General features: G+C 69.7%; 12 protein-coding genes and 1 CRISPR repeat array. Of the genes, 9 read left to right on the top strand and 3 right to left on the bottom strand.

All coding sequences use genetic code 11. From position 1 onward, the window contains the following. Window positions 1–40: 40 nt before the first annotated feature. From RIF23_RS05675 to RIF23_RS05650, 6 genes are all read left to right on the top strand, one after another. Entirely contained in the window at window positions 41–1,378 is a 1,338-nt protein-coding gene (locus RIF23_RS05675) for an MFS transporter (protein ID WP_310911324.1), read from the top strand. 243 nt (window positions 1,379–1,621) lie between these two features. After that, a complete protein-coding gene (locus RIF23_RS05670; RefSeq protein WP_310911323.1) occupies window positions 1,622–4,138 on the top strand; it encodes a GcvT family protein in 2,517 nt (838 codons plus the stop codon). 19 nt (window positions 4,139–4,157) lie between these two features. After that, window positions 4,158–4,928, top strand: a complete 771-nt coding sequence (locus RIF23_RS05665; protein WP_310911322.1) for an electron transfer flavoprotein subunit beta/FixA family protein — start codon at window positions 4,158–4,160, stop codon at window positions 4,926–4,928. Between the two features lie 2 nt (window positions 4,929–4,930). Then, the gene (locus tag RIF23_RS05660; RefSeq protein ID WP_310911321.1) at window positions 4,931–5,923 is read left to right on the top strand and encodes an electron transfer flavoprotein subunit alpha/FixB family protein; all 993 of its coding nucleotides are present in this window, start codon (window positions 4,931–4,933) and stop codon (window positions 5,921–5,923) included. A gap of 578 nt (window positions 5,924–6,501) precedes the next feature. After that, window positions 6,502–8,025: an MFS transporter gene (locus RIF23_RS05655; protein ID WP_310911320.1), complete on the top strand. Its 1,524-nt coding sequence runs from the start codon at window positions 6,502–6,504 to the stop codon at window positions 8,023–8,025. A 326-nt stretch (window positions 8,026–8,351) separates the two neighbouring features. Further along, entirely contained in the window at window positions 8,352–8,954 is a 603-nt protein-coding gene (locus RIF23_RS05650; RefSeq protein ID WP_310911319.1) for a TetR/AcrR family transcriptional regulator, read from the top strand. A 276-nt stretch (window positions 8,955–9,230) separates the two neighbouring features. Here RIF23_RS05650 and RIF23_RS05645 read toward each other — a convergent pair whose 3' ends face one another. The 3 genes from RIF23_RS05645 to RIF23_RS05635 all read right to left on the bottom strand — a co-directional run bounded on the left by RIF23_RS05645 (window position 9,231) and on the right by RIF23_RS05635 (window position 13,392). Next, window positions 9,231–9,680 carry a DUF6653 family protein gene (locus tag RIF23_RS05645; protein WP_310911318.1) on the bottom strand — a complete coding sequence of 150 codons (450 nt, stop codon included), beginning with the start codon at window positions 9,678–9,680 and terminating at the stop codon, window positions 9,231–9,233. Between the two features lie 81 nt (window positions 9,681–9,761). Next, window positions 9,762–10,826: direct repeats of the CRISPR family, unit length 28 nt; unit sequence GGTCCATCCCCACTCGCGTGGGGCGTAC. A 163-nt stretch (window positions 10,827–10,989) separates the two neighbouring features. Next, on the bottom strand, window positions 10,990–12,534 hold the full coding sequence (gene cysC / locus RIF23_RS05640; protein ID WP_310911317.1) for an adenylyl-sulfate kinase: 1,545 nt from the start codon (window positions 12,532–12,534) through the stop codon (window positions 10,990–10,992). 78 nt (window positions 12,535–12,612) lie between these two features. After that, window positions 12,613–13,392, bottom strand: a complete 780-nt coding sequence (locus RIF23_RS05635) for a class I SAM-dependent methyltransferase (RefSeq protein ID WP_310911316.1) — start codon at window positions 13,390–13,392, stop codon at window positions 12,613–12,615. Window positions 13,393–13,557: 165 nt separating this feature from the next. Between RIF23_RS05635 and mfd the strand changes: the two genes are divergently transcribed. The 3 genes from mfd (at window position 13,558) to mazG (ending at window position 18,868) form a co-directional block, all read left to right on the top strand. Further along, a complete protein-coding gene (mfd, locus tag RIF23_RS05630) occupies window positions 13,558–17,208 on the top strand; it encodes a transcription-repair coupling factor (RefSeq protein ID WP_310911315.1) in 3,651 nt (1,216 codons plus the stop codon). 125 nt (window positions 17,209–17,333) lie between these two features. Then, a complete protein-coding gene (locus tag RIF23_RS05625; protein ID WP_310911314.1) occupies window positions 17,334–18,137 on the top strand; it encodes a hypothetical protein in 804 nt (267 codons plus the stop codon). A 5-nt stretch (window positions 18,138–18,142) separates the two neighbouring features. Continuing rightward, window positions 18,143–18,868: a nucleoside triphosphate pyrophosphohydrolase gene (gene mazG / locus RIF23_RS05620; RefSeq protein WP_310911313.1), complete on the top strand. Its 726-nt coding sequence runs from the start codon at window positions 18,143–18,145 to the stop codon at window positions 18,866–18,868. The last annotated feature ends 23 nt before the right edge of the window (window positions 18,869–18,891 follow it).

Here is an 18,891-nt window from a genome sequence, read left to right as displayed (position 1 = left end):
GTGCTATTCAAACACGGTTTCGTCGCCGCATGCTGGAGCCATGCGCAACAAGGGTCAGCGTCCGCACGACGTCTCCTGGTTCCATCGTCCCGGATGGCAGATGACGGTGGCTGGTGTCGCCCTGGCCGTACTGTCCGCCGCGGCCAACATGGCCAGCCCGCTGTATCCCACCTACCAGCAGGTGCTGGGCATCTCCGCACTGACCATGACCGTGCTGTATGCGACCTTCGCTGCGACGGCCGTACCGTCGCTGCTGCTGTTCGGCCCCGCCGGCGACGCCCTGGGACGCAAACCCGTCCTCCTGGCCAGCCTGACCTGCGCGTTCGGGGGAACCGCCGTTTTCGCGGTCGGTGGGGACGTCTCCGCCCTGTTCCTGGGGCGCGTACTGGTGGGCGTCGGCCTGGGCATGGGTACCGGGGCCGGAATCGCGGCCATGGTGGAGTCCGCACCCGCGTGCCACCCCGCCCGCGGATCCACCCTCGCGACCGTGGCCTTCGTCGTCGGTAGTGGTGCGGGTCCACTGCTGGCAGGAGTCCTCGCCCAGTACCTGCCCCAGCCCACCACGCTGCCGTTCGGGGTGATGCTGGCCCTGCTGGGTGGCGCCGGCCTCCTGGCCCTGTCCCTGCGCGGGTCGATGCTGCCCGCCCGACGGGTGTGGCGCCCCACCCGGCCCACGGTCCCGAGGCCGGTACGGGTGGTCTTCGCGGTGGCCGCGGTCGGTGGTTTCCTCGGCTGGGCCGTGGTGGGGGTCTTCCTGGCCCTGCTGCCGTCGGTGGCCGAATCCAGTACCGACACACCGAACTATGCGCTCTCCGGCGCGGTGGTGGGCGCGGTGTTGTTCTGCTCGGCGCTGAGCCAGTTCGTCGCGCCCCGGCTGGCTCCCCGCGCGGCACAGACTCTGGGACTGACTGGACTGGCGATCGGGATGACCCTCCTGGTCAGTTCCTATCTTCCGCTATTCGCCGACGGTGGCTCCCTGGCGGTGCTGGCGATCGCGGCCGTCGTGTGTGGCTGCGGGCATGGCCTCGGGTATTGGGGGGCTGCCCGGGAGATCGACATTCGCGCCCCACACCGATACCGCGCGGGCGTGTCCGCCGCTCTGTACCTCGGGTTCTACGCGGGTGCCGGGATTCCCGCGCTGGCGGTTGGCCTCCTGTCCCTGGCCGGGTCCCTCCAGACGGCGATCCAGAGCGTCGGCATGGTCATCGTGCTGGTCACCGTCGCGTTCCTGCCGGTGCCCAGCCTGATCCAGACGCCGATCCTGCACCGCCCGGCGGGTGGAGCCCACCCGCCGGTAGCGCCTTCATCCCCCGCCTCGCAGCCTGGGGCGCCGCCGCGCGCAGGTCGGACGGAGCCGGTGCCGCGTTCCATGGTCTGAGCCCGAGTTCGAGTACTGGAGCAGGGGCCGGAGGTGCTTGCCCGTGGGCTGAGCTCGGCCTGAAGAGGAGGCTCACGTCCGGTGTTGGCGACGCGTTAACGGGCAGCATTCTGGTGACTACCCAATGCGGTTCGCGGTGGGGAGTGTGGTGCGCGTGCCAGGTCATACTCCCCGCGGTGCGATCCGCGTCGCACATTCGCATTCGCCCCGGCAGCATGCCCCGTCACATTCGTGGAGGTAGCTATGAGCACCCCTCCGGATCGCGCCGACCTCGTCGTTATTGGTGCCGGGATTGTCGGGAGCTCGGTGGCCTACCACGCGGCAGAGCTGGGGTGGCGCTCCATCGTGCTGCTCGACAAGGGGCCGCTGCCGGACCCGGGCGGCTCCACCGGGCACGCCTCCAACTTCATCTTCCCCGTGGACCATTCCAAAGAGATCACCGGGTTGACGCTGGACTCGATGCGCCAGTACGAGGAGTTCGGCACCCTCACCACCAGTGGCGGGATCGAGGTGGCGCGCACCGAGCAGCGGGTGGAGGAACTGCGGCGGCGGATGTCCTCCGCCATCTCCTGGGGAGTACACGCGGAGCTGATCGGCGCGGACCGGGCGACCGAACTGATGCCTTTCGTCGAGCGGAGCATTGTCCGGGCGGGGTTCTGGACCCCGTCGGTGGCCGTCGTCGATCCCCTGCGGACCGGAACGCTGATGCGGGAGCGGGCCGGCGCGTCCGGCGCACTCACGGTGGTTCCGAACACCGAGGTGACGGGCATCGAGACCGTGGATGGTCGCGTGTCGACGGTGCGCACCGACCGCGGGGAGATCGAAACGGACACGGTGGTGGTGGCCTGCGGGGTGTGGAGCCCCCGGATCGCGCGGATGGCCGGCGCCACCATCCCGCTCACCCCTGGCGTGCACCAGATGGCCGACGTCGGTCCGATCCCGGAGCTCGCGGCCACCAACAGCGAGATCGCCTACCCGATCATCCGCGATATGGACACACTGATGTACGAACGCCAGAGCGGCGCCGATCTGGAGATTGGTTCGTACGCGCACCGGCCGATCCTGCACGACCCCGAGGACATCCCCTCTGCGGCGACCGCCCAGCTGTCCCCGACACAGCTGCCGTTCACCGCCGACGACTTCGACCAGCAGATGCAGGACGCCTTGGAGCTGTTCCCAGAGATCCTCACCAGAGCCGGGGCCGGCATCCGCCACGCGATCAACGGGCTGCTGTCGCTCACCCCGGACGGCAGCCCGCTGCTGGGGGAGACCCCGCAGGTGCGCGGTCTGTGGTCCGCCGCGTCCGTCTGGATCAAGGAAGGCCCCGGCGTGGGCCGGGCCCTGGCGCAGTGGATGACCGAGGGCACCAGCGAGATCGACCTGCACGGGGCGGATATCGCCCGGTTCTACCCGAGCCAGCGCACCCGCCACCACGTGCGGGAGCGCGCTGCGGAGGGATTCAACAAGATCTACGGGATCGTGCATCCGCGGGAGCAGTGGGAGTCGGACCGGGACCAGCGGCTCTCCCCGTTTTACACCCGTGAGGCGAAGCTGGATGCGCGGTTCTTCCAGGTGGGTGGCTGGGAGCGTCCGCAGTGGTACGAGTCGAACCGGTCGCTGCTGGAGGAATTCGCCGGCCAGATTGAGGACCGGCCGCACGAGTGGGATGCGCGCTGGTGGTCGCCGATCATCAATGCCGAGCATCTGGCGATGCGCCAACGCGTCGCCATGATCGATCTGACCGCCTTCGCGCAGTTCGAGGTTTGGGGTCCCGGCGCACTCGACTATATGCAGCGGATGGTTGTCGCGCAGGTGGACCGCCCGGTGGGGCGGCTCATCTATACCCCGGTGCTCGCACCGAACGGCGGGTTCCGCAGCGACCTCACCGTGGTTCGGCTCGACCGGGACCACTTCCGGGTGATCACCGGTGGCGCGGACGGCGCGCGGGACCATATGTGGTTCACCCGCCACCTGCCCGCGGACGGCTCGGTCGCCCTCGCCGACATTACCTCCGCGGTGTGCACGATCGGCCTGTGGGGGCCGCGGGCCCGGGACCTGCTCGCCTCGGTCACCGCGGACGACGTGTCCAACGCGGGGTTCCCGTTCGGTGCCGCCCGGTGGATCAGTGTGGCCAGTGTCCCGGTGCTGGCGCTGCGGCTGTCCTACGTGGGGGATCTCGGTTGGGAACTGCACGCGCCCTTCGAGCAGGGCGCGCGACTGTGGGACACGCTGTGGCAGGCCGGGCAGCCGTTCGGGGTGGTGCCGGCGGGCATCGGTGTGTACGGCAGCACCGGACGTCTGGAGAAGGGCTACCGGCTGATGGGCGCCGAGCTGGACTCCGAGTACGGGCCGGTGGAGGCGGATCTGGCGCTGCCCTCGGTGAAGTCTGCACACTTCATCGGTAAGGAAGCCTACCTCCGGGCTCGCGAGCACGAGCCGGTGGCGCTGATGTGCACGCTCACGCTGGACGAGAACACCGACCCGCAGGGGGTGCGGCGGTTCCCGCAGGGCGGTGAGCCCATCCTGACGCCGGCTGGGGAGCGACTCGAGGACGCCCAGGGCCGCCCCTCCTACGTCACCACCGCGGGCTCCGCGCCCACACTCGGGGCCTACCTGCTGATGGCCTACCTGCCGTCGGAGTATGCGGTGGAAGGAACCCGCCTGTCCGTGCAGTACATGGGCGTCCACTACCCCGTCTCGGTAGCACGGGCCGGACGCACGCCCCTGTTCGACCCGGAGAACGCACGAATGAAGTCCTGAACCACAGGGGGAGGCAGCGATGGACGTCCTCGTCTGCGTGAAGCGCGTTCCGGCCACCGGCGGGACGATCCCACTCACCCCGGACGGCACGGACGTGGACACACGCAACCTCGGGTTCACGATCGGCCCGCACGAGGAGTGTGCCGTCGAGGAGGCCGCGCAGATCGTCGAACACCACGGCGGCAGCGCCACCGTGCTCACGGTCGGGCCTCCGCAGGCCGACGAGCAGCTGCGCTACGCCATGTCCATGGGGATCCAGCACGGCGTTCGAGTGGGGACCCAGGAGGGGGAGACAGCCCCGGAGGCGACCGCAGCCGCCATCGTGCAGGCGGTCCGCACGCTGGAGTCCGAGCACCGGCGTTTCGATCTGATGCTGTTCGGCACCGAGTCGGCGGACGCGGGCAACGCCCAGGTGGGGATCCGCGTCGCCCACTCCCTGGCTCGGCCCATTGTGGGCGGCATCAAGGGCATCGAACTGCATCCCGAGGACGCGACCGCGCGGCTACGTCGCGAACTGCCGGAGGGGATCGAGGTGTACGAGGTGCCGCTGCCCGCGGCGGTGGGGGTGCGTGAAGGGATCAACCTGCCCCGCTACCCGCCGGTCACCGGCCGGCTGCGCGCTAAGCGGGCCCAGATCCGCACGATCGAACCGGAACTGGAACCGGGCGGGCTGCGCAGGCTGCGGCTGCGTCCACCGCCGGAAGCCGCGCAGGATCCGGTGGTTCTCGGCCACGGCGCCGAGGCGGCCAAGCCTGTCGTCGACAAACTGACCGAGCTCGGGATGGTGTGATCATGCTGCTGACGCTGGTCGAAACCACGGACGGGAGCATCGCGGCGGGCTCTGGGGCCGCGCTCGCCCACACCCGTGAGCTGGCCGAGGCCCTGGGGGCGGCCGTAGGGGCGGTCGCGTTCACCTCCGCGCCTGGTCTTGGGGAGGATCTCGCCGCGTACGGGGTGTCGCAGCTGTACGTTATCGAGCATGCGGAGTGTGCCGAGTACGCTCCGGAACGGTGGGGCGAGGCGCTCGCGCAGCTGCTGCGGGATAGCCAGCCGGGTGGGGTCATCGCCGCGGCCACCGACCGCGGGAACGAGGTGATGGCACACGCCGCCGCCCGCAGCGGCCTGCCGCTGGCCACGAACTGTCTCACCGTCTCCATCGGGGATTCCGCCGCCAGCGCGCCCTGGTCGCTCACCCGGCAGCGCGGTGGTGGCGTGCTGTTGGAGGATGCGGAGCTGACCGCGCCCATCAAGCTGGTCACTGTCCTCTCCGGCGCTGCTGGGGCCGCCGAACAGCCCGCGGCCGAGGCCTCGTCTGGGGTTGAGGTGCACACCGTCACGCCACGGTTTGACGACGAACCGGAACCCAGCAGGATCGTGGACCGCACCGCGGGAACAACCGGCGTCACCCTCGCCACGGCCCCGGTGGTGGTGTCCGGCGGGCGGGGGCTCGGCAGCGCGGAGGCGTTCGGCATGCTGGATGAGCTCGCCGAGCTGCTGGGCGGGGCCGTGGGCTGTTCCCGGGTGGCGACGAACGACGGCTGGCGTCCACACAGTGACCAGGTTGGGTTGACCGGAACGAAGATCGCCCCGGAGCTGTACATCGCCTGCGGGATCAGTGGCGCCACCCAGCACTGGGTGGGCTGCCGGGACGCTCGACGCATCCTCGCGATCAACACGGACCCCCAGGCGCCGATCATGACCCGCGCCACCTATGCGGTGATCGGGGATGTGCACGAGGTGGTTCCCGCGATCATTGCCGAGATCAGGCGGCGCCGCGCCGGGTAGCGCCGGCCCGGTCGGCAGGCCCTGGGGTGGGTGGCGGGTGGATCTGGTGCCCCAGTGGCTGTGGCCGGACGCGACGGCGGGGCCGATTCCGGTGGGCGATCCCTGGCGGGAACTCGGCAGCTGGGGTGGCCGTGAGTGCGCGCGTGCGTAGGGATGCTGGGTGGCCCCCATCCGCGCTGTTGCTCCCCCATCGGCCTTTTACCACCCCCATGGACTGGGGGGCCACCCCCAGATGCCAGCACCTCCTCAATCTCACTCCCATAGGGCGCCCGGTGCTGGTCGCGGCGGTCGGCAGGCACCGCCGCCCAGCCCAATAATCGCCGGATTTCCACTGATCCGGCTTGCGCTCCGAGTGGTTGCCGGGGTTCGGCGCCGTTGTGGGCTGCTCCGCGACAGGGCTGGGGAGCTGGGGTGTGTTCGCGGGTGGTGGTGGCTGTTTCTGTTCGGCTGGCGGTGTTTCGGCTGTGTGGGGGCTGCACTGTCGACATCAATATTGTTGAATGAATGTTCAAATAGGACTATCGTTCAACTTGTTGGTTGGGAGGGACCCGACCACACCCACCGAACAGGACTCCCGCATGCGCACCGACACCATCCGCCGCGCCGGCCCCCGCGAATGGGCCGGGCTCGCGGTCCTGGCCCTACCCACCGTGCTGCTCGGCCTGGACGTCACCGTGCTGTACCTGGCCCTGCCCACCCTGGCGGCCGACCTCCAGCCCAGCGGCACCCAAGAGCTCTGGATCATGGACATCTACGGCTTCCTCATCGCCGGCCTGCTGATCACCATGGGCTCCCTCGGTGACCGCATCGGCCGCCGACGGCTCCTGATGATCGGCGCAATCGCCTTCGCCGCCGCCTCCGTGATGGCCGCCTATTCCACCAGCGCCGAAATGCTCATCGCCGCCCGGGCCGCGCTCGGTATTGCCGGAGCCACCCTCATGCCCTCCACCCTGGCGCTGATCAGCACCCTGTTCCCCGACGCCCGACAGCGCGCCCTCGCCATCGGCGTATGGGCAACCATGTTCTCCCTAGGAATGGCCGCCGGTCCCCTCGTCGGGGGAGTGCTGCTCCACTACTTCTGGTGGGGCGCGGCCTTCCTCGTGGCCCTGCCCCTGCTCGGGCTCGTACTCCTCACCGGCCCGTTCCTGCTGCCCGAGTACCGGGCCGCACAGAGCGCCCGCCTGGACCTGCCCAGCGTCCTGCTATCCCTCGCCGCGATCCTGCCCGTCGTCTACGCCGTGAAAGATGTCGCCGCCTACGGACCGAACCTCGGTGCTCTGCTCGCCCTCGTCACCGGAACCGCATTCGGGATCGTGTTCGTACGCCGGCAGCGCCAGCTGGCCGATCCACTGCTGGACCTGCGCCTATTCGCCAGCCGCGCATTCAGCGCCGCCCTGGCCATCCTGCTGGTGGGGCTTGTGGGGGTGGGCGGAACCATGTTCCTCGTCACCCAGCATTTGCAGTTTGTGGAAGGCTTGTCCCCGCTGGTTGCCGGGGCCTGGATGGGTCCCCCGGCGCTGGCGATGTTCCTCGCCGCGATCGTCGCGCCGCTGATGGCCCGACACATCCGCCCCGGCATGGTCATGGCCGCCACCCTTGCCCTGTCCACGGTGGGATACCTGCTGCTGGGGCGGGTCGACGGCGCTGACAACATCGCGCTGGTGGTGGCTGGATACGCCCTCGTCTACCTCGGGCTGGGGGCGATCGCGGCCCTGGGCACCGATCTGGTGATCGGGGCGGCACCTGCCGACAAAGCCGGGTCCGCCTCGGCCACCTCCGAGACTGTGCAGGAACTCGGCATCGCCGTGGGCGTGGCTGTTCTCGGCAGCCTCACCAGCCTGGTCTACCGCAGCCAGATTGCGGGCACCGTGCCATCCGAAGTGGCACCGAAGGTGGCCGACACGGCCGAGGAAAGCCTGGCCGGGGCCAGCTCCGTGGCCGACGAGCTGCCCGCCAGGGTGTTGGAACAGACCACCGCCGCCTTCACCAGCGGACTCAATCTGGCCGCCCAGGTGACCGGGGTGGTGATCCTGGTGCTGGCGGTCGTGTGCGCCCTCCTACTCCGCAACATCGGGAGAGTCGGCACCTCCGAATCGCCGTAGGCCGTGTCGATGTCCATTCCACCGTCGCGCCGCTTCGCATCCCAGTGTCCGCACTCACGCCATCAAGATCCGAGATCGACAAGCTTTAGCTGAGTCGATGTCCAGGGCGTCGGGCTGATCCGGCGCCCTGTCGGTGTGGTTAGTGTCTGCGAGTTGGGGGAGGAGGGAAGAGGCACGTGAGCGGGGGCGGTTTCCGGACTCAGGTTGTCCCCCGGTGTATGCATACTGTGGACGGTGCACCGACTGAGCTCCGGGGTGGTGGGTACTGGGACAGCCACGTGTGACACTGACTCGACGATCATCCCGGAGGGGTGGGAGGGACGCTCGTGGGACACGATGCCGCGGCGGGTGCGGCCCCGGAGAGCAGCGACGGGCGTCGCGCCCGTGGCCAGCGTCGCCGCGCGGAGATCATCGAGGCCACCCTCCGCGTCGTGCAGCGCGACGGTGCCGGCGGTGTCACCCACCGCACGGTTGCGCGGGAGGCCGGCGTTCCCCCCAGCCTCACCACCTACTACTTCGCGACCCTGGACGATTTGTTGGTGGCTGCCCTGTCCTCGGTGGCCGAAGAGTACACCACCTGCCTACGCGAAATCCTGGACCAGGGCGGCGACGAACTGACCGGCCTGGCCGAACTCATCGCCTGCACCGCGACCGAAGGGCGCCGGCGGGCGCTGGCTGAACGGGAACTGTCCACGCTTGCCGCCCGCCGTCCGGCACTGCGTTCCGTCGCCCACCGCTGGCGGGACGCGGTCGCCGAAATTGCCCAGCGCCGCAACGCCGACCCGGTGGCCACCGAATCCATGGTGGCCACCGCGGACGGCCTGTGTGCGGCCATTCTGCTCGACAACCAGCCCGCCGATGCCCGCCACATCCGCGCGGTACTCGCCCGCAGCCTCGGCGAGAGCGACGAATCGACCCCCCACAGCTGACCGGTGCCGGAGAGTCGTTCCAGGGCATGTGTAGTCGGAGTATAGGTTCCCTGTAGTGCCCCCTGGCGCTCCCCGAAGCACTGGCATGGGTGGGATAGGGGTGGTTGTGGCATCTGGGGGCAACCCCCCAGACAATCGGGTGCGGGAAAGGCTGATGGGGGCCAGGGCCAGCCGATGGGGGAGTTGTAGCTGTTGGGAGGTGACACCAAGCCAGCGCCCCCGTCTCGCACCGGAGCGGCTGGCGCCGTACGGCCCCGGTGGATTCGGGCGTGCGGGTTAGCGGCCGTTGACCTGGGCTCGCCGGTGACCCTCGTAGTAGTGGGCCATCTGCTGCCAATACACCAGCGTGAGGCCCATCTGTACGGCAGTCGCGGTGGCCGTGGGCCAAAATCGGCGCTTTCGCGCCGCGACCACCGCGGCCAGCCCCGCCAGACCGGCCGCCGAGTTGACCACCAGAGCCCTATCCCGGGGGCGTTCACTGATCCAGAGTTCCTCGCCCAGCATCGCCCGCGTGGACCAGGCATGGGTCTGTTCCGGCCTCGGGAACACCACCGGGTTGACCGCGAACCACACGCCAACGAACGCCGCGTGCGACCACCTGCGGGTCCACACCGGCACGTACAACAGCGGGGTCGTTGCCCACCGACTCCAGGCACTCCATGGGTTGGCGTGACGTGCGAACACGGCCCGTCGAAGCTGGGCGAGGGGACCGTTGGAACTAGCCACGGCAGGCTCCCTTCCAGAACCGGAAACTAGGCCCAGTCTGCCGGAGTCGTCGCGACCCCGGCCGTCACCGGAAACCCGACACGTCCATCCCCACTCGCGTGGGGCGTACACACGGCGCTTCTCCGCGATCGGGGTGGAAGGCGGTCCATCCCCACTCGCGTGGGGCGTACGATCTGGGCGGCGGTCAGCTGCATGGTTTCTCCGGTCCATCCCCACTCGCGTGGGGCGTACCCGTGGAGGCCCGCGTCTGGCTCGGCGAGCAGCGGTCCATCCCCACTCGCGTGGGGCGTACGCGCGTGTGATGCCCCTGTGCGGGCTACCCTGCGGTCCATCCCCACTCGCGTGGGGCGTACACCAGCCGCGGATACCAGATCGAGCGCGACGACGGTCCATCCCCACTCGCGTGGGGCGTACCAGATCAGATCCGCGGGACATGTACGCACGCCAGGTCCATCCCCACTCGCGTGGGGCGTACTCGAAGCCCATTTCCCTAATCTCAGGACCGGACGGTCCATCCCCACTCGCGTGGGGCGTACAAGGTGTGCTGGTTGCGGGGGTCGACTGCCAGCGGTCCATCCCCACTCGCGTGGGGCGTACTAGAAGTCACTGGGCTGTAGGATCTCGGCTACCGGTCCATCCCCACTCGCGTGGGGCGTACTCCGAGCCATGGCTTGAGTGCGTCAGCCTCGGAGGTCCATCCCCACTCGCGTGGGGCGTACCGCGGGACCTTATTGGCCCACACGAAAGCTGTAGGTCCATCCCCACTCGCGTGGGGCGTACCGCTGCACCTCCAGGGCGAGGTCGCCGAGGATCGGTCCATCCCCACTCGCGTGGGGCGTACGAGTACCACTGGGACCAGCGCACCGCGCGCGAAGGTCCATCCCCACTCGCGTGGGGCGTACGCCGCCTGGTCCTGGCGGTCGACGCCGTGGTCCGGTCCATCCCCACTCGCGTGGGGCGTACTTAGTATTCAGCTGGTCTACTTGCTTCGTGAGCGGTCCATCCCCACTCGCGTGGGGCGTACACGAACGCGTTCTGGTCCCCGCCGAAGGTCTGAGGTCCATCCCCACTCGCGTGGGGCGTACGCATAAATGCGATCATATCGGATACCTAGTGCAGGTCCATCCCCACTCGCGTGGGGCGTACACCAGATGACCTGCGGTGTTCAGGTCGCGTTATTGGTTTGTGACGTCTGGCGAGGTGGTTTCCGGAGAACTGGTAGCCACGTGAACACGTCTGGTAGCGGCCAGGTCATCGGCTCTCCTCTCCCCGGTAGTCGTACCGTGGACGCGGTCCGGCTGTCCACCGGTCACGCCCCGTTGTCTTCCGGGAGCCACCCCTCGGCGTGTAGTCGGGACAGGACCTGGTCGGTGGCCTCCTCCACGGTGATTTCGCTGGTATCCAGCCGCAGCTGAGCGTCGGTGGGCTCCTCGTATGGATCCGAGATCCCGGTGAACTCGCTGATCTCCCCGGCGCGCGCCTTGGCGTACAGCCCCTTGCGGTCCCGGGCCTCGCACACCTCCAGTGGGGTGGACACATGCACCAGGAACATGTCCCCGTACTCCTCGACCATCGCCCGCACCTCCGCCCGTGTGGCGGCGTACGGTGCGATCGGCGCGCAGATCGCCACACCGCCGTGCCGGTTGATCTCGGAGGCCACATAGCCGATCCGGCGAATGTTCAGGTCCCGGTCGGCCTTGCTGAAGGTCAGCCCCGCCGACAGCATGCGGCGCACCACATCCCCGTCCAGCAGGGTCACCGCGCGCCCCGACTCCCGGACCCGCTCGGCCACCGCCCGCGCCACCGTCGACTTCCCCGAGCCGGACAGTCCCGTGAAGAACAGGGTCAGCCCGCGGCGGGTCCGTGGCGGATACTGGGCGGCCAGCTCGTCGGCCACCTCCGGCGGGGTGAACCACGCGGGCAGGCGCTCTCCCCGCGCCAACAGCTCCGCCACCTCGTCCGGGGCCAGGTCCGCGCGTGCGTGTGTGTCCCGGACCGTGCTGGCCGGGCGCCACGCCCCAACACCGGTGTCGTAGCACCACGCGCGTGTGGGCACCACCGGGATCGGGGTGCCCGCTGCCGAACGCAGCGCCTGCGCGGAATCCGCGAGCAGGTGGGTGGCACCGTGCGCCGCGGCCACGTGCGCCGTCAGGGCCTCGCGCCGTTCCGTCGGGTAGGGCTCACCGGTGTCCGGGTCGCGCCGGGGCAGGGTCACCACCTGCACCCGGCTGCCCTCCGGTAGGTAGTGCCTGGCCGCCCGCACGGCCCGCACCGGCCGCTCGTCGTGAAATCCGGTGTCCACCAGCACCAAAACCGGAGCCGGAGTCTCCGGCGTGCCGTGTTCCGTGTCGGCGAGTTCGGTGGCCGCGTGGTTCAGCTGCGCCAGTGCCCGCTGATGCAGGGCGGTCTCGGTGACCACCGCGAGTAGCGGCCCGTCCGGGGCCGGGGGTGCCGTGGCTGCGGTGCCGTCACGTGCCGGCAGCCGCAGCCGACGAAACACCCCGTGGGCCGGGTGGTCCACCAGGGTCACCGGGCCGGCGAGCCGGTGTTCCCCCCCGGCCCACCAGCGTTCCGTGACCTCCAGCTCCGCCAGCGGCGCCCCTTCCGGGTCCGTGAGGCGTAGCCGCGCGACGTCGGCCAGGTCCGCCGGCACCGGCAGGGTCACCGGTATCGGCCAGGAGCGCCCGTCGGGGAGCTGCCCGTGTCTGCGGACCGAGGCGCTCTCGCTGGCGGTCATGAAGCCCGGCAGGGGGTAGCAGCCGTTGAGGAGAAGCTCCAGGTGGGCCAGGGTGTCGGTATCGGGGGTGTGGCTGGGAACGGAATCCTGAGCCGCCGTGGAAACGGTGTCGCGCATGTCCACCACCCTAGGGTGTTCGGCCGTCTCCACCGGGTGGTGACCTGTCGCTGTCCAGCGGCGCGGGGCGTCCGGAACTCAGTCCGGCTTGCGAAGCACGAACGCCAGGTTGTTGTGCTCGGCGGTGAGACGGCCCAGAGAAGCCACGGCGACACCCCGTAGGGCCAGGTCCACCAGTCGGGCATAGCGACCGAAGAACAACAGGTGGAAGTTTGAGGAGTACTGGGCCGTGACCTCCAGCCCGGCGCGGGCACAGTAGTCAAGCATGCCCCGGTGCGAGACCACGCGGTCATAGACCGTTGGGAACGGGCCGTAGCCGGGCCTGCCCGCGTTCGGGCGGCGCCGCACGTAGCGCTTATAGGCCACATGGAGCGGGAACGGGGTGCACCGGGTCGCGAACCCGTACACCGAGTCCCGGTCCGGAATACGCAGCAGCAGGTAGCCGCCGGGCCGCAGCGTGGATACGAGCCGATCCAGTACCTGCTCCGCACCGGAGACGTGTTCCAGCACCCAGGAGCAGAACACCACGTCGTAGGACTCTGTCGGCAGTTCCACGCTGCGCAGATCCCCAACGATGGCCTCGTCCAGGTCGCCGTGCTCCTCCAGCCGCATCCGAAGGCTCTCGGCGTTCGTGTCCACCCCGGTGACGTGGGGACGCATCCCCGGGACGTGCACCTCCCCGAGGCTCCAGCGTCGCCCGCACCCGGCCTCCAGGATGCGCAGCTCACCCGGCCCGTACTGTGCGTGCCGATGCTCGGCAATCTCGTGGATGCGTTCAAGGAACATCGCCGAGTCGTAGTAGGGCGTGGGCTGTGTGACCAGGTCGGGAACAGCCGAGGGAGAATGTGTGTTGGTCATAGTGACCCATGATGCCGGTTACTCAGGGTGAGTGCTGGAGAATTGCGGTGGCTGTGGTGTGGCGCGCCGCGTAGGCTGGAGGGTGGGGAGTCATCGCCGCACCTTCGTCGCCAGCGCGGCGAGGCCGCCACTTCGGTCTGATCTAGCACGCCCCGTTTTGGTGATATGAGCCTTTCTGGACTTCTCTCCGTCATCGCCGACGATTCCGCGCTCGAGCGCGCGTTGTCTGAGGCGCGTAGCAGCAGCGCGCCGAACGTGGATCTCGTCGCGCCCACCGCCCTACGTCCACTTCTGGTGTCCGCGCTCGCCGCCGACGAGCCGACCGGCGCCGGGCGCCCCATCCTGGCGGTCACGGCCACGGAACGGGCCGCGGCCGACCTCGCCGAGGGGCTCGGTGACCTGCTGTCCCCACAGGATGTGGCGCTGTTTCCCGCATGGGAGACGCTGCCGCACGAGCGGCTGTCCCCGCGGGCGGACACGGTTGGCCAACGCTTGGCCGTGCTGCGGCGGCTGGCGCACCCCGACCCGTCGGATCCGCTGACCCGAGCCCCGCGGGTGGTGGTCGCGCCGATCCGTAGCGTCCTTCAGCCCATCGTGGCCGGACTGGGGGACCTGCGGCCGGTGCGGCTGCGACCCGGAGACGAGGCGGATCTGGAACAGGTGGTTACCGACCTCGTCGACGCCGGCTACGCCCGGGTGGACCTGGTGGAGAAGCGCGGCGAGCTGGCGGTGCGCGGCGGCATCCTCGACGTATTCCCCCCCACCGAGGAGCACCCGCTTCGCCTGGAGTTCTGGGGCGACACCGTCGAGGAGATCCGCTACTTCCAGGTCGCCGACCAGCGCTCCCTCACCCCCGCCGCCACCGGCCACGACCAGCCCAACGCCGCGGAGGCCGCGGGCCTGTTCGCTCCGCCCTGCCGGGAGCTGCTGCTCACCCCGCAGGTACGCGAACGCGCCCGCCAGCTCGCCAAAGAACACCCGTCCCTCGCCGACATTCTGGACAAGCTCGCCGAGGGCGTGGTGGTCGAAGGCATGGAAGCCTTCGCCCCGGTCCTGGCCGACCGCATGGAGCTGTTGTTCGACCTGCTGCCGAGCAACGCCATGATCGTGGGCTGCGACCCCGAGCGCATCCGCAGCCGCGCCCTGGAACTCGCCGAAACCAGCCAAGAGTTCCTCGACGCCTCCTGGGTCAACGCCGCCTCCGGCGGGGAAGCCCCCATCGACCTGGGCGGCTCCGCCTACCGCAGCATCGCCGAGGTGCGCGCCGCGGCCCGCGCGGCGGGGCTATCGTGGTGGGGCATCAGCCCGTTCGACTCCGGCGTGGGCGGGGACGGGGACACCACCCCCGAGGAAGCTGCCGAGGGAGACACGGCGATCGTCGTCGGTGCCAACGCCGCCGACGAGTACCGCGGAGACACCGAGCGGGCCCTCGCCGATGTGAAGAGCTGGCTGCACGACGAGTGGCGCGTGGTGCTGCTGTCCCAGGGGCAGGGCCCCGCCGAACGCATGGTGTCCATGCTGCGTGACGCCGGCCTGGGTGCCCAGCTGCTGCCCGAACTCAACGAGCCACCCCGGAACGCGGTCGCGTCGGTGACCACGGGCATGCTGGAGCGTGGCTTCGTTTGGCGCGAGCTGCGGCTGGTCGTGCTCACCGAAACGGACCTCGCCGGGCAACGCTCCTCCACTCGGGATATGCGGCGTATGCCCAGCCGGCGCCGCGGCACCATCGACCCGCTGCAACTGCGCGCGGGCGACTACGTAGTGCACGAACAGCACGGTATCGGCCGCTACGTCGAGATGGTCAGCCGCACCATCCAGGGCGCTACCCGCGAGTATCTGGTGCTGGAGTACGCCCCGTCCAAGCGGGGGCAGCCCGGTGACCGGCTGTTCGTGCCCACCGACCAGCTGGACGAGGTCACCCGGTATGTCGGGGGCGAATCGCCCACCCTCAGCAAGATGGGTGGCGCCGACTGGGCCAAAACCAAGAGCCGTGCCCGCAAGGTGGTCCGTGAGATCGCCGGGGACCTGATCCGGTTGTACTCGGCGCGGCAGGCCTCCCCGGGCCACGCCTTCAGCCCGGACACGCCCTGGCAACGCGAGCTGGAGGACGCCTTCCCCTACCCCGAGACACCGGACCAGCTCGCGGCGATCGAGGAGGTCAAGAAGGACATGGCCAAGCCGGTTCCCATGGACCGGCTCATCTGCGGGGATGTGGGCTACGGCAAGACCGAGGTGGCGGTGCGTGCCGCGTTCAAGGCCGTGCAGGACGGGAAGCAGGTCGCCGTACTCGTGCCCACGACGCTGCTGGTGCAACAGCACCTGTCCACCTTCACCGAGCGGTACGCCTCCTTCCCTGTGAACGTGAAGCCGATGTCGCGCTTCCAAACCGACAGCGAGATCGAAGCGACCCGGGAAGGGATGCGCACCGGCGAGGTGGACGTGGTGATCGGTACGCACCGGCTCCTGTCCACCGACACCCGATTCAAGTCTCTCGGGCTGGTCATCATCGACGAGGAACAGCGGTTCGGGGTCGAGCACAAGGAATACCTCAAGCGGCTGCGCACCCAGGTGGACGTGCTGGCCATGTCCGCCACCCCGATCCCGCGCACCCTGGAGATGGGCATGACCGGGATTCGGGAGATGACCACGATCCTCACCCCGCCCGAGGAGCGCCATCCGGTGCTGACCTTCGTGGGTCCCTACGACGAGAAACAGATCGCCGCGGCGATCCGCCGGGAGCTGCTGCGTGAGGGGCAGGTCTTCTTCGTGCATAACCGGGTCGCCTCCATCGACCGGGTTGCCGCCTCCATCAGCGAACTGGTGCCCGAGGCCCGGGTTGCCCACGCACACGGGCAGATGAACGAACACCAGCTGGAACGCGTCATGGTGGACTTCTGGGAGAAGAACTACGACGTGCTGGTGTGCACCACCATCGTCGAGTCCGGCCTGGACGTGCCCAACGCCAACACGCTGATCGTGGACCGGGCCGACACCTACGGGCTGTCCCAGCTGCACCAGTTGCGTGGGCGGGTGGGCCGCGGGCGGGAACGCGCCTACGCCTACTTCCTGTACCCGCCGGAGCGGCCCCTGTCCGAAACCGCGCACGAACGCCTCTCCACGGTCGCCCAGCACACCGAGATGGGCGCCGGCATGTACGTGGCGATGAAGGACCTGGAGATCCGCGGGGCCGGAAACATCCTCGGTGGGGAACAGTCCGGCAGCATCGCCGGGGTCGGCTTCGACCTGTACGTGCGTATGGTCGGTGAAGCCGTCGCGGAACTCAAGGGCGACGGGAGCGGCACCGAGGAGCCGGAAACCAAGGTCGAGCTGCCGATTGACGCACACATTCCGCACGACTACGTGCCCGGGGAACGGCTGCGGCTGGAGGCCTATAAGCGTATTGCCAGCATCGGCGCGGAACCGTCCGCGGATGCCGGGGAGAAGGCAGCCACCGGGGTGCTGGAGGAACTCACCGACCGCTACGGGGAGCCGCCGGAGCCGGTGCGCAACCTCCTGGCCGTGGCCCGGTTCCGGGCTCTGGCCCGCAGTGCCGGGCTCACCGACGTGGTGCTCCAGGGTAGCCAGATCCGGTTCGCCCCCGTGGAGCTGCGGGAGTCGCAGCAACTGCGGGTGAAGCGGCTACAGCCCAAAGCCGTGTACAAGGAGGCCACCAACACGCTGCTCGTGCCGCAGCCCAAGCAGGGCGGCCTCGGCGGCAAACCACTGCGGGACCTGGAGCTGCTGGCCTGGTGCACGGAGTTCGTCACCGCCGTGTTCCAGCCGGACGGGGCCACGTCCGCGGCGGCCACATCTTGACCCCGTCGAGACGACCTGGGAGTTTGGCGTGCGGTGGCGCTCCGTCCCCGCAGCGGCAAATCACAGCACGGCCGTAGCGACCACGCGCGGCCGGGACCACACGACGACAGAAGAGGTGTTTGCGGGTGCCCACAGGTTCCTCGCGGCCGGGGCCATGGTCCGTGCTGGCGGTCGGGTCCGCGGCCGCCGTGCTGCTTGCCGGCTGCGGACCGCAGCAGGCCGGCGCTGCGGCGATCGTCGGTGACCAGCGGGTCACGGACGCCGAAATCCTGGACACGGCCGCCGACGTGGAGGCCATGGCCCAGACCGGCGACGAGGCCGAGCTCGCCGCGGATCTCGTCCTGTACCGGGTCGTCCTCGCGCTGATCGACCACATTGCCGAAGATCGGGACGTCACCGCCGCGCAAGGCGAGATCGACTCGCGCACCGGCGAGATCCAGCGACAGCAGGAGCTGGCCGGCCAGGAAATGCCCGACAGCCTGGTCGAAGCCGAGGCGCGCGCCGCTGTTCTCGCCGAGGGGATCGCCGAGACCGCCCCGGCCGAGGACCTCACCGAGCTTCGGGAAGCCACCCTGGAAGGCGCCGACGAAGAGCTGGCGATGCGGGGCGAGCTCATGCAGGACCTCAGCGGCGACGAACTGGACGCCTTCGTCGAGGAGCAGCTGGCCGAGCAGGAGGAGCTCCTCGAGCAGCAGCTGCCGCAGCTCTACCTCAACGAAGTGGTGATCCCGCAGTACCTCGACGACACCGAGATCGACGTCAGCCCGCGCTACGGCACCTTCGACCAGGACACGCTGCACCTGGATGCCGGCGCGAGCGCCCTCTCGGCCGAGGAGCCCGGGGAGGACCTCATGCCCGGCTTCCCCGAGCAGCCGGGGGCACCCGGTCAGCCGCAGGCTCCCGACGCCCAGCCGGAGATGGGGGAGTGACCGCGATGTCGGCGCAGCCAGAGCCCGGCCGGGGCGTCCAGCGGCTCGTGGAGGTCATGGACACCCTGCGCCGCGAATGCCCCTGGGATGCCGAACAGACCCACGAGAGTCTGGCCAGGTTCCTCATCGAGGAAGCCTACGAGGCCGTGGAGACCATCGAGACGGGGCGGCTGGACCAGCTGTGTGGGGAACTCGGTGACGTACTGCTCCAGGTGGTGTTCCACGCCCGGGTTTCCCAGGAAAACCAGGACACCGCCTTCGACCTCGACGACGTGGCCACCGCCGTCGCCGATAAGCTCGTGCGCCGCCACCCCCACGTCTTCGCCGACACCCGGGTGGACGGGGTCGGCGACGTTCGCGCCAACTGGGAGACCATCAAAGCCACCGAACGTGCCGACTCCGGAGCGGAAGACACCTCGGTGGTGGCGGGCGTGCCGTTCGGGCAGCCCGCCGCACTGCTGGCCTATGCCCTACAGAAACGCGCCGTGCGCAACGGGGTGCCCGAGGATCTGCTGGTGGAGGACACCGCCGAGCCCGGATCCGCCCTGTTCGCGGCCGTGGCCGAACAGCGCCGCGCCGGCGCGGATCCAGAGCAGGATCTGCGCTCGGCCGCCCGCCGGTTCGACGCGCGCCTCCGCGCCGCGGAGGCGGCCGCCCAGGCCGATGGTCTGGACCCGCGAGAACTCAGCCCCGAGCAGTGGCGCAAGTACTGGGACACTCCCACCCGCTGACCACCGTCGCCCCCGCCCCGGCA

It is taken from the genome of Lipingzhangella rawalii (genome assembly GCF_031628175.1).
Lineage (GTDB): Bacteria > Actinomycetota > Actinomycetes > Streptosporangiales > Streptosporangiaceae > Lipingzhangella_A > Lipingzhangella_A rawalii.
This window is presented reverse-complemented; position numbering and strand designations above follow the sequence as displayed.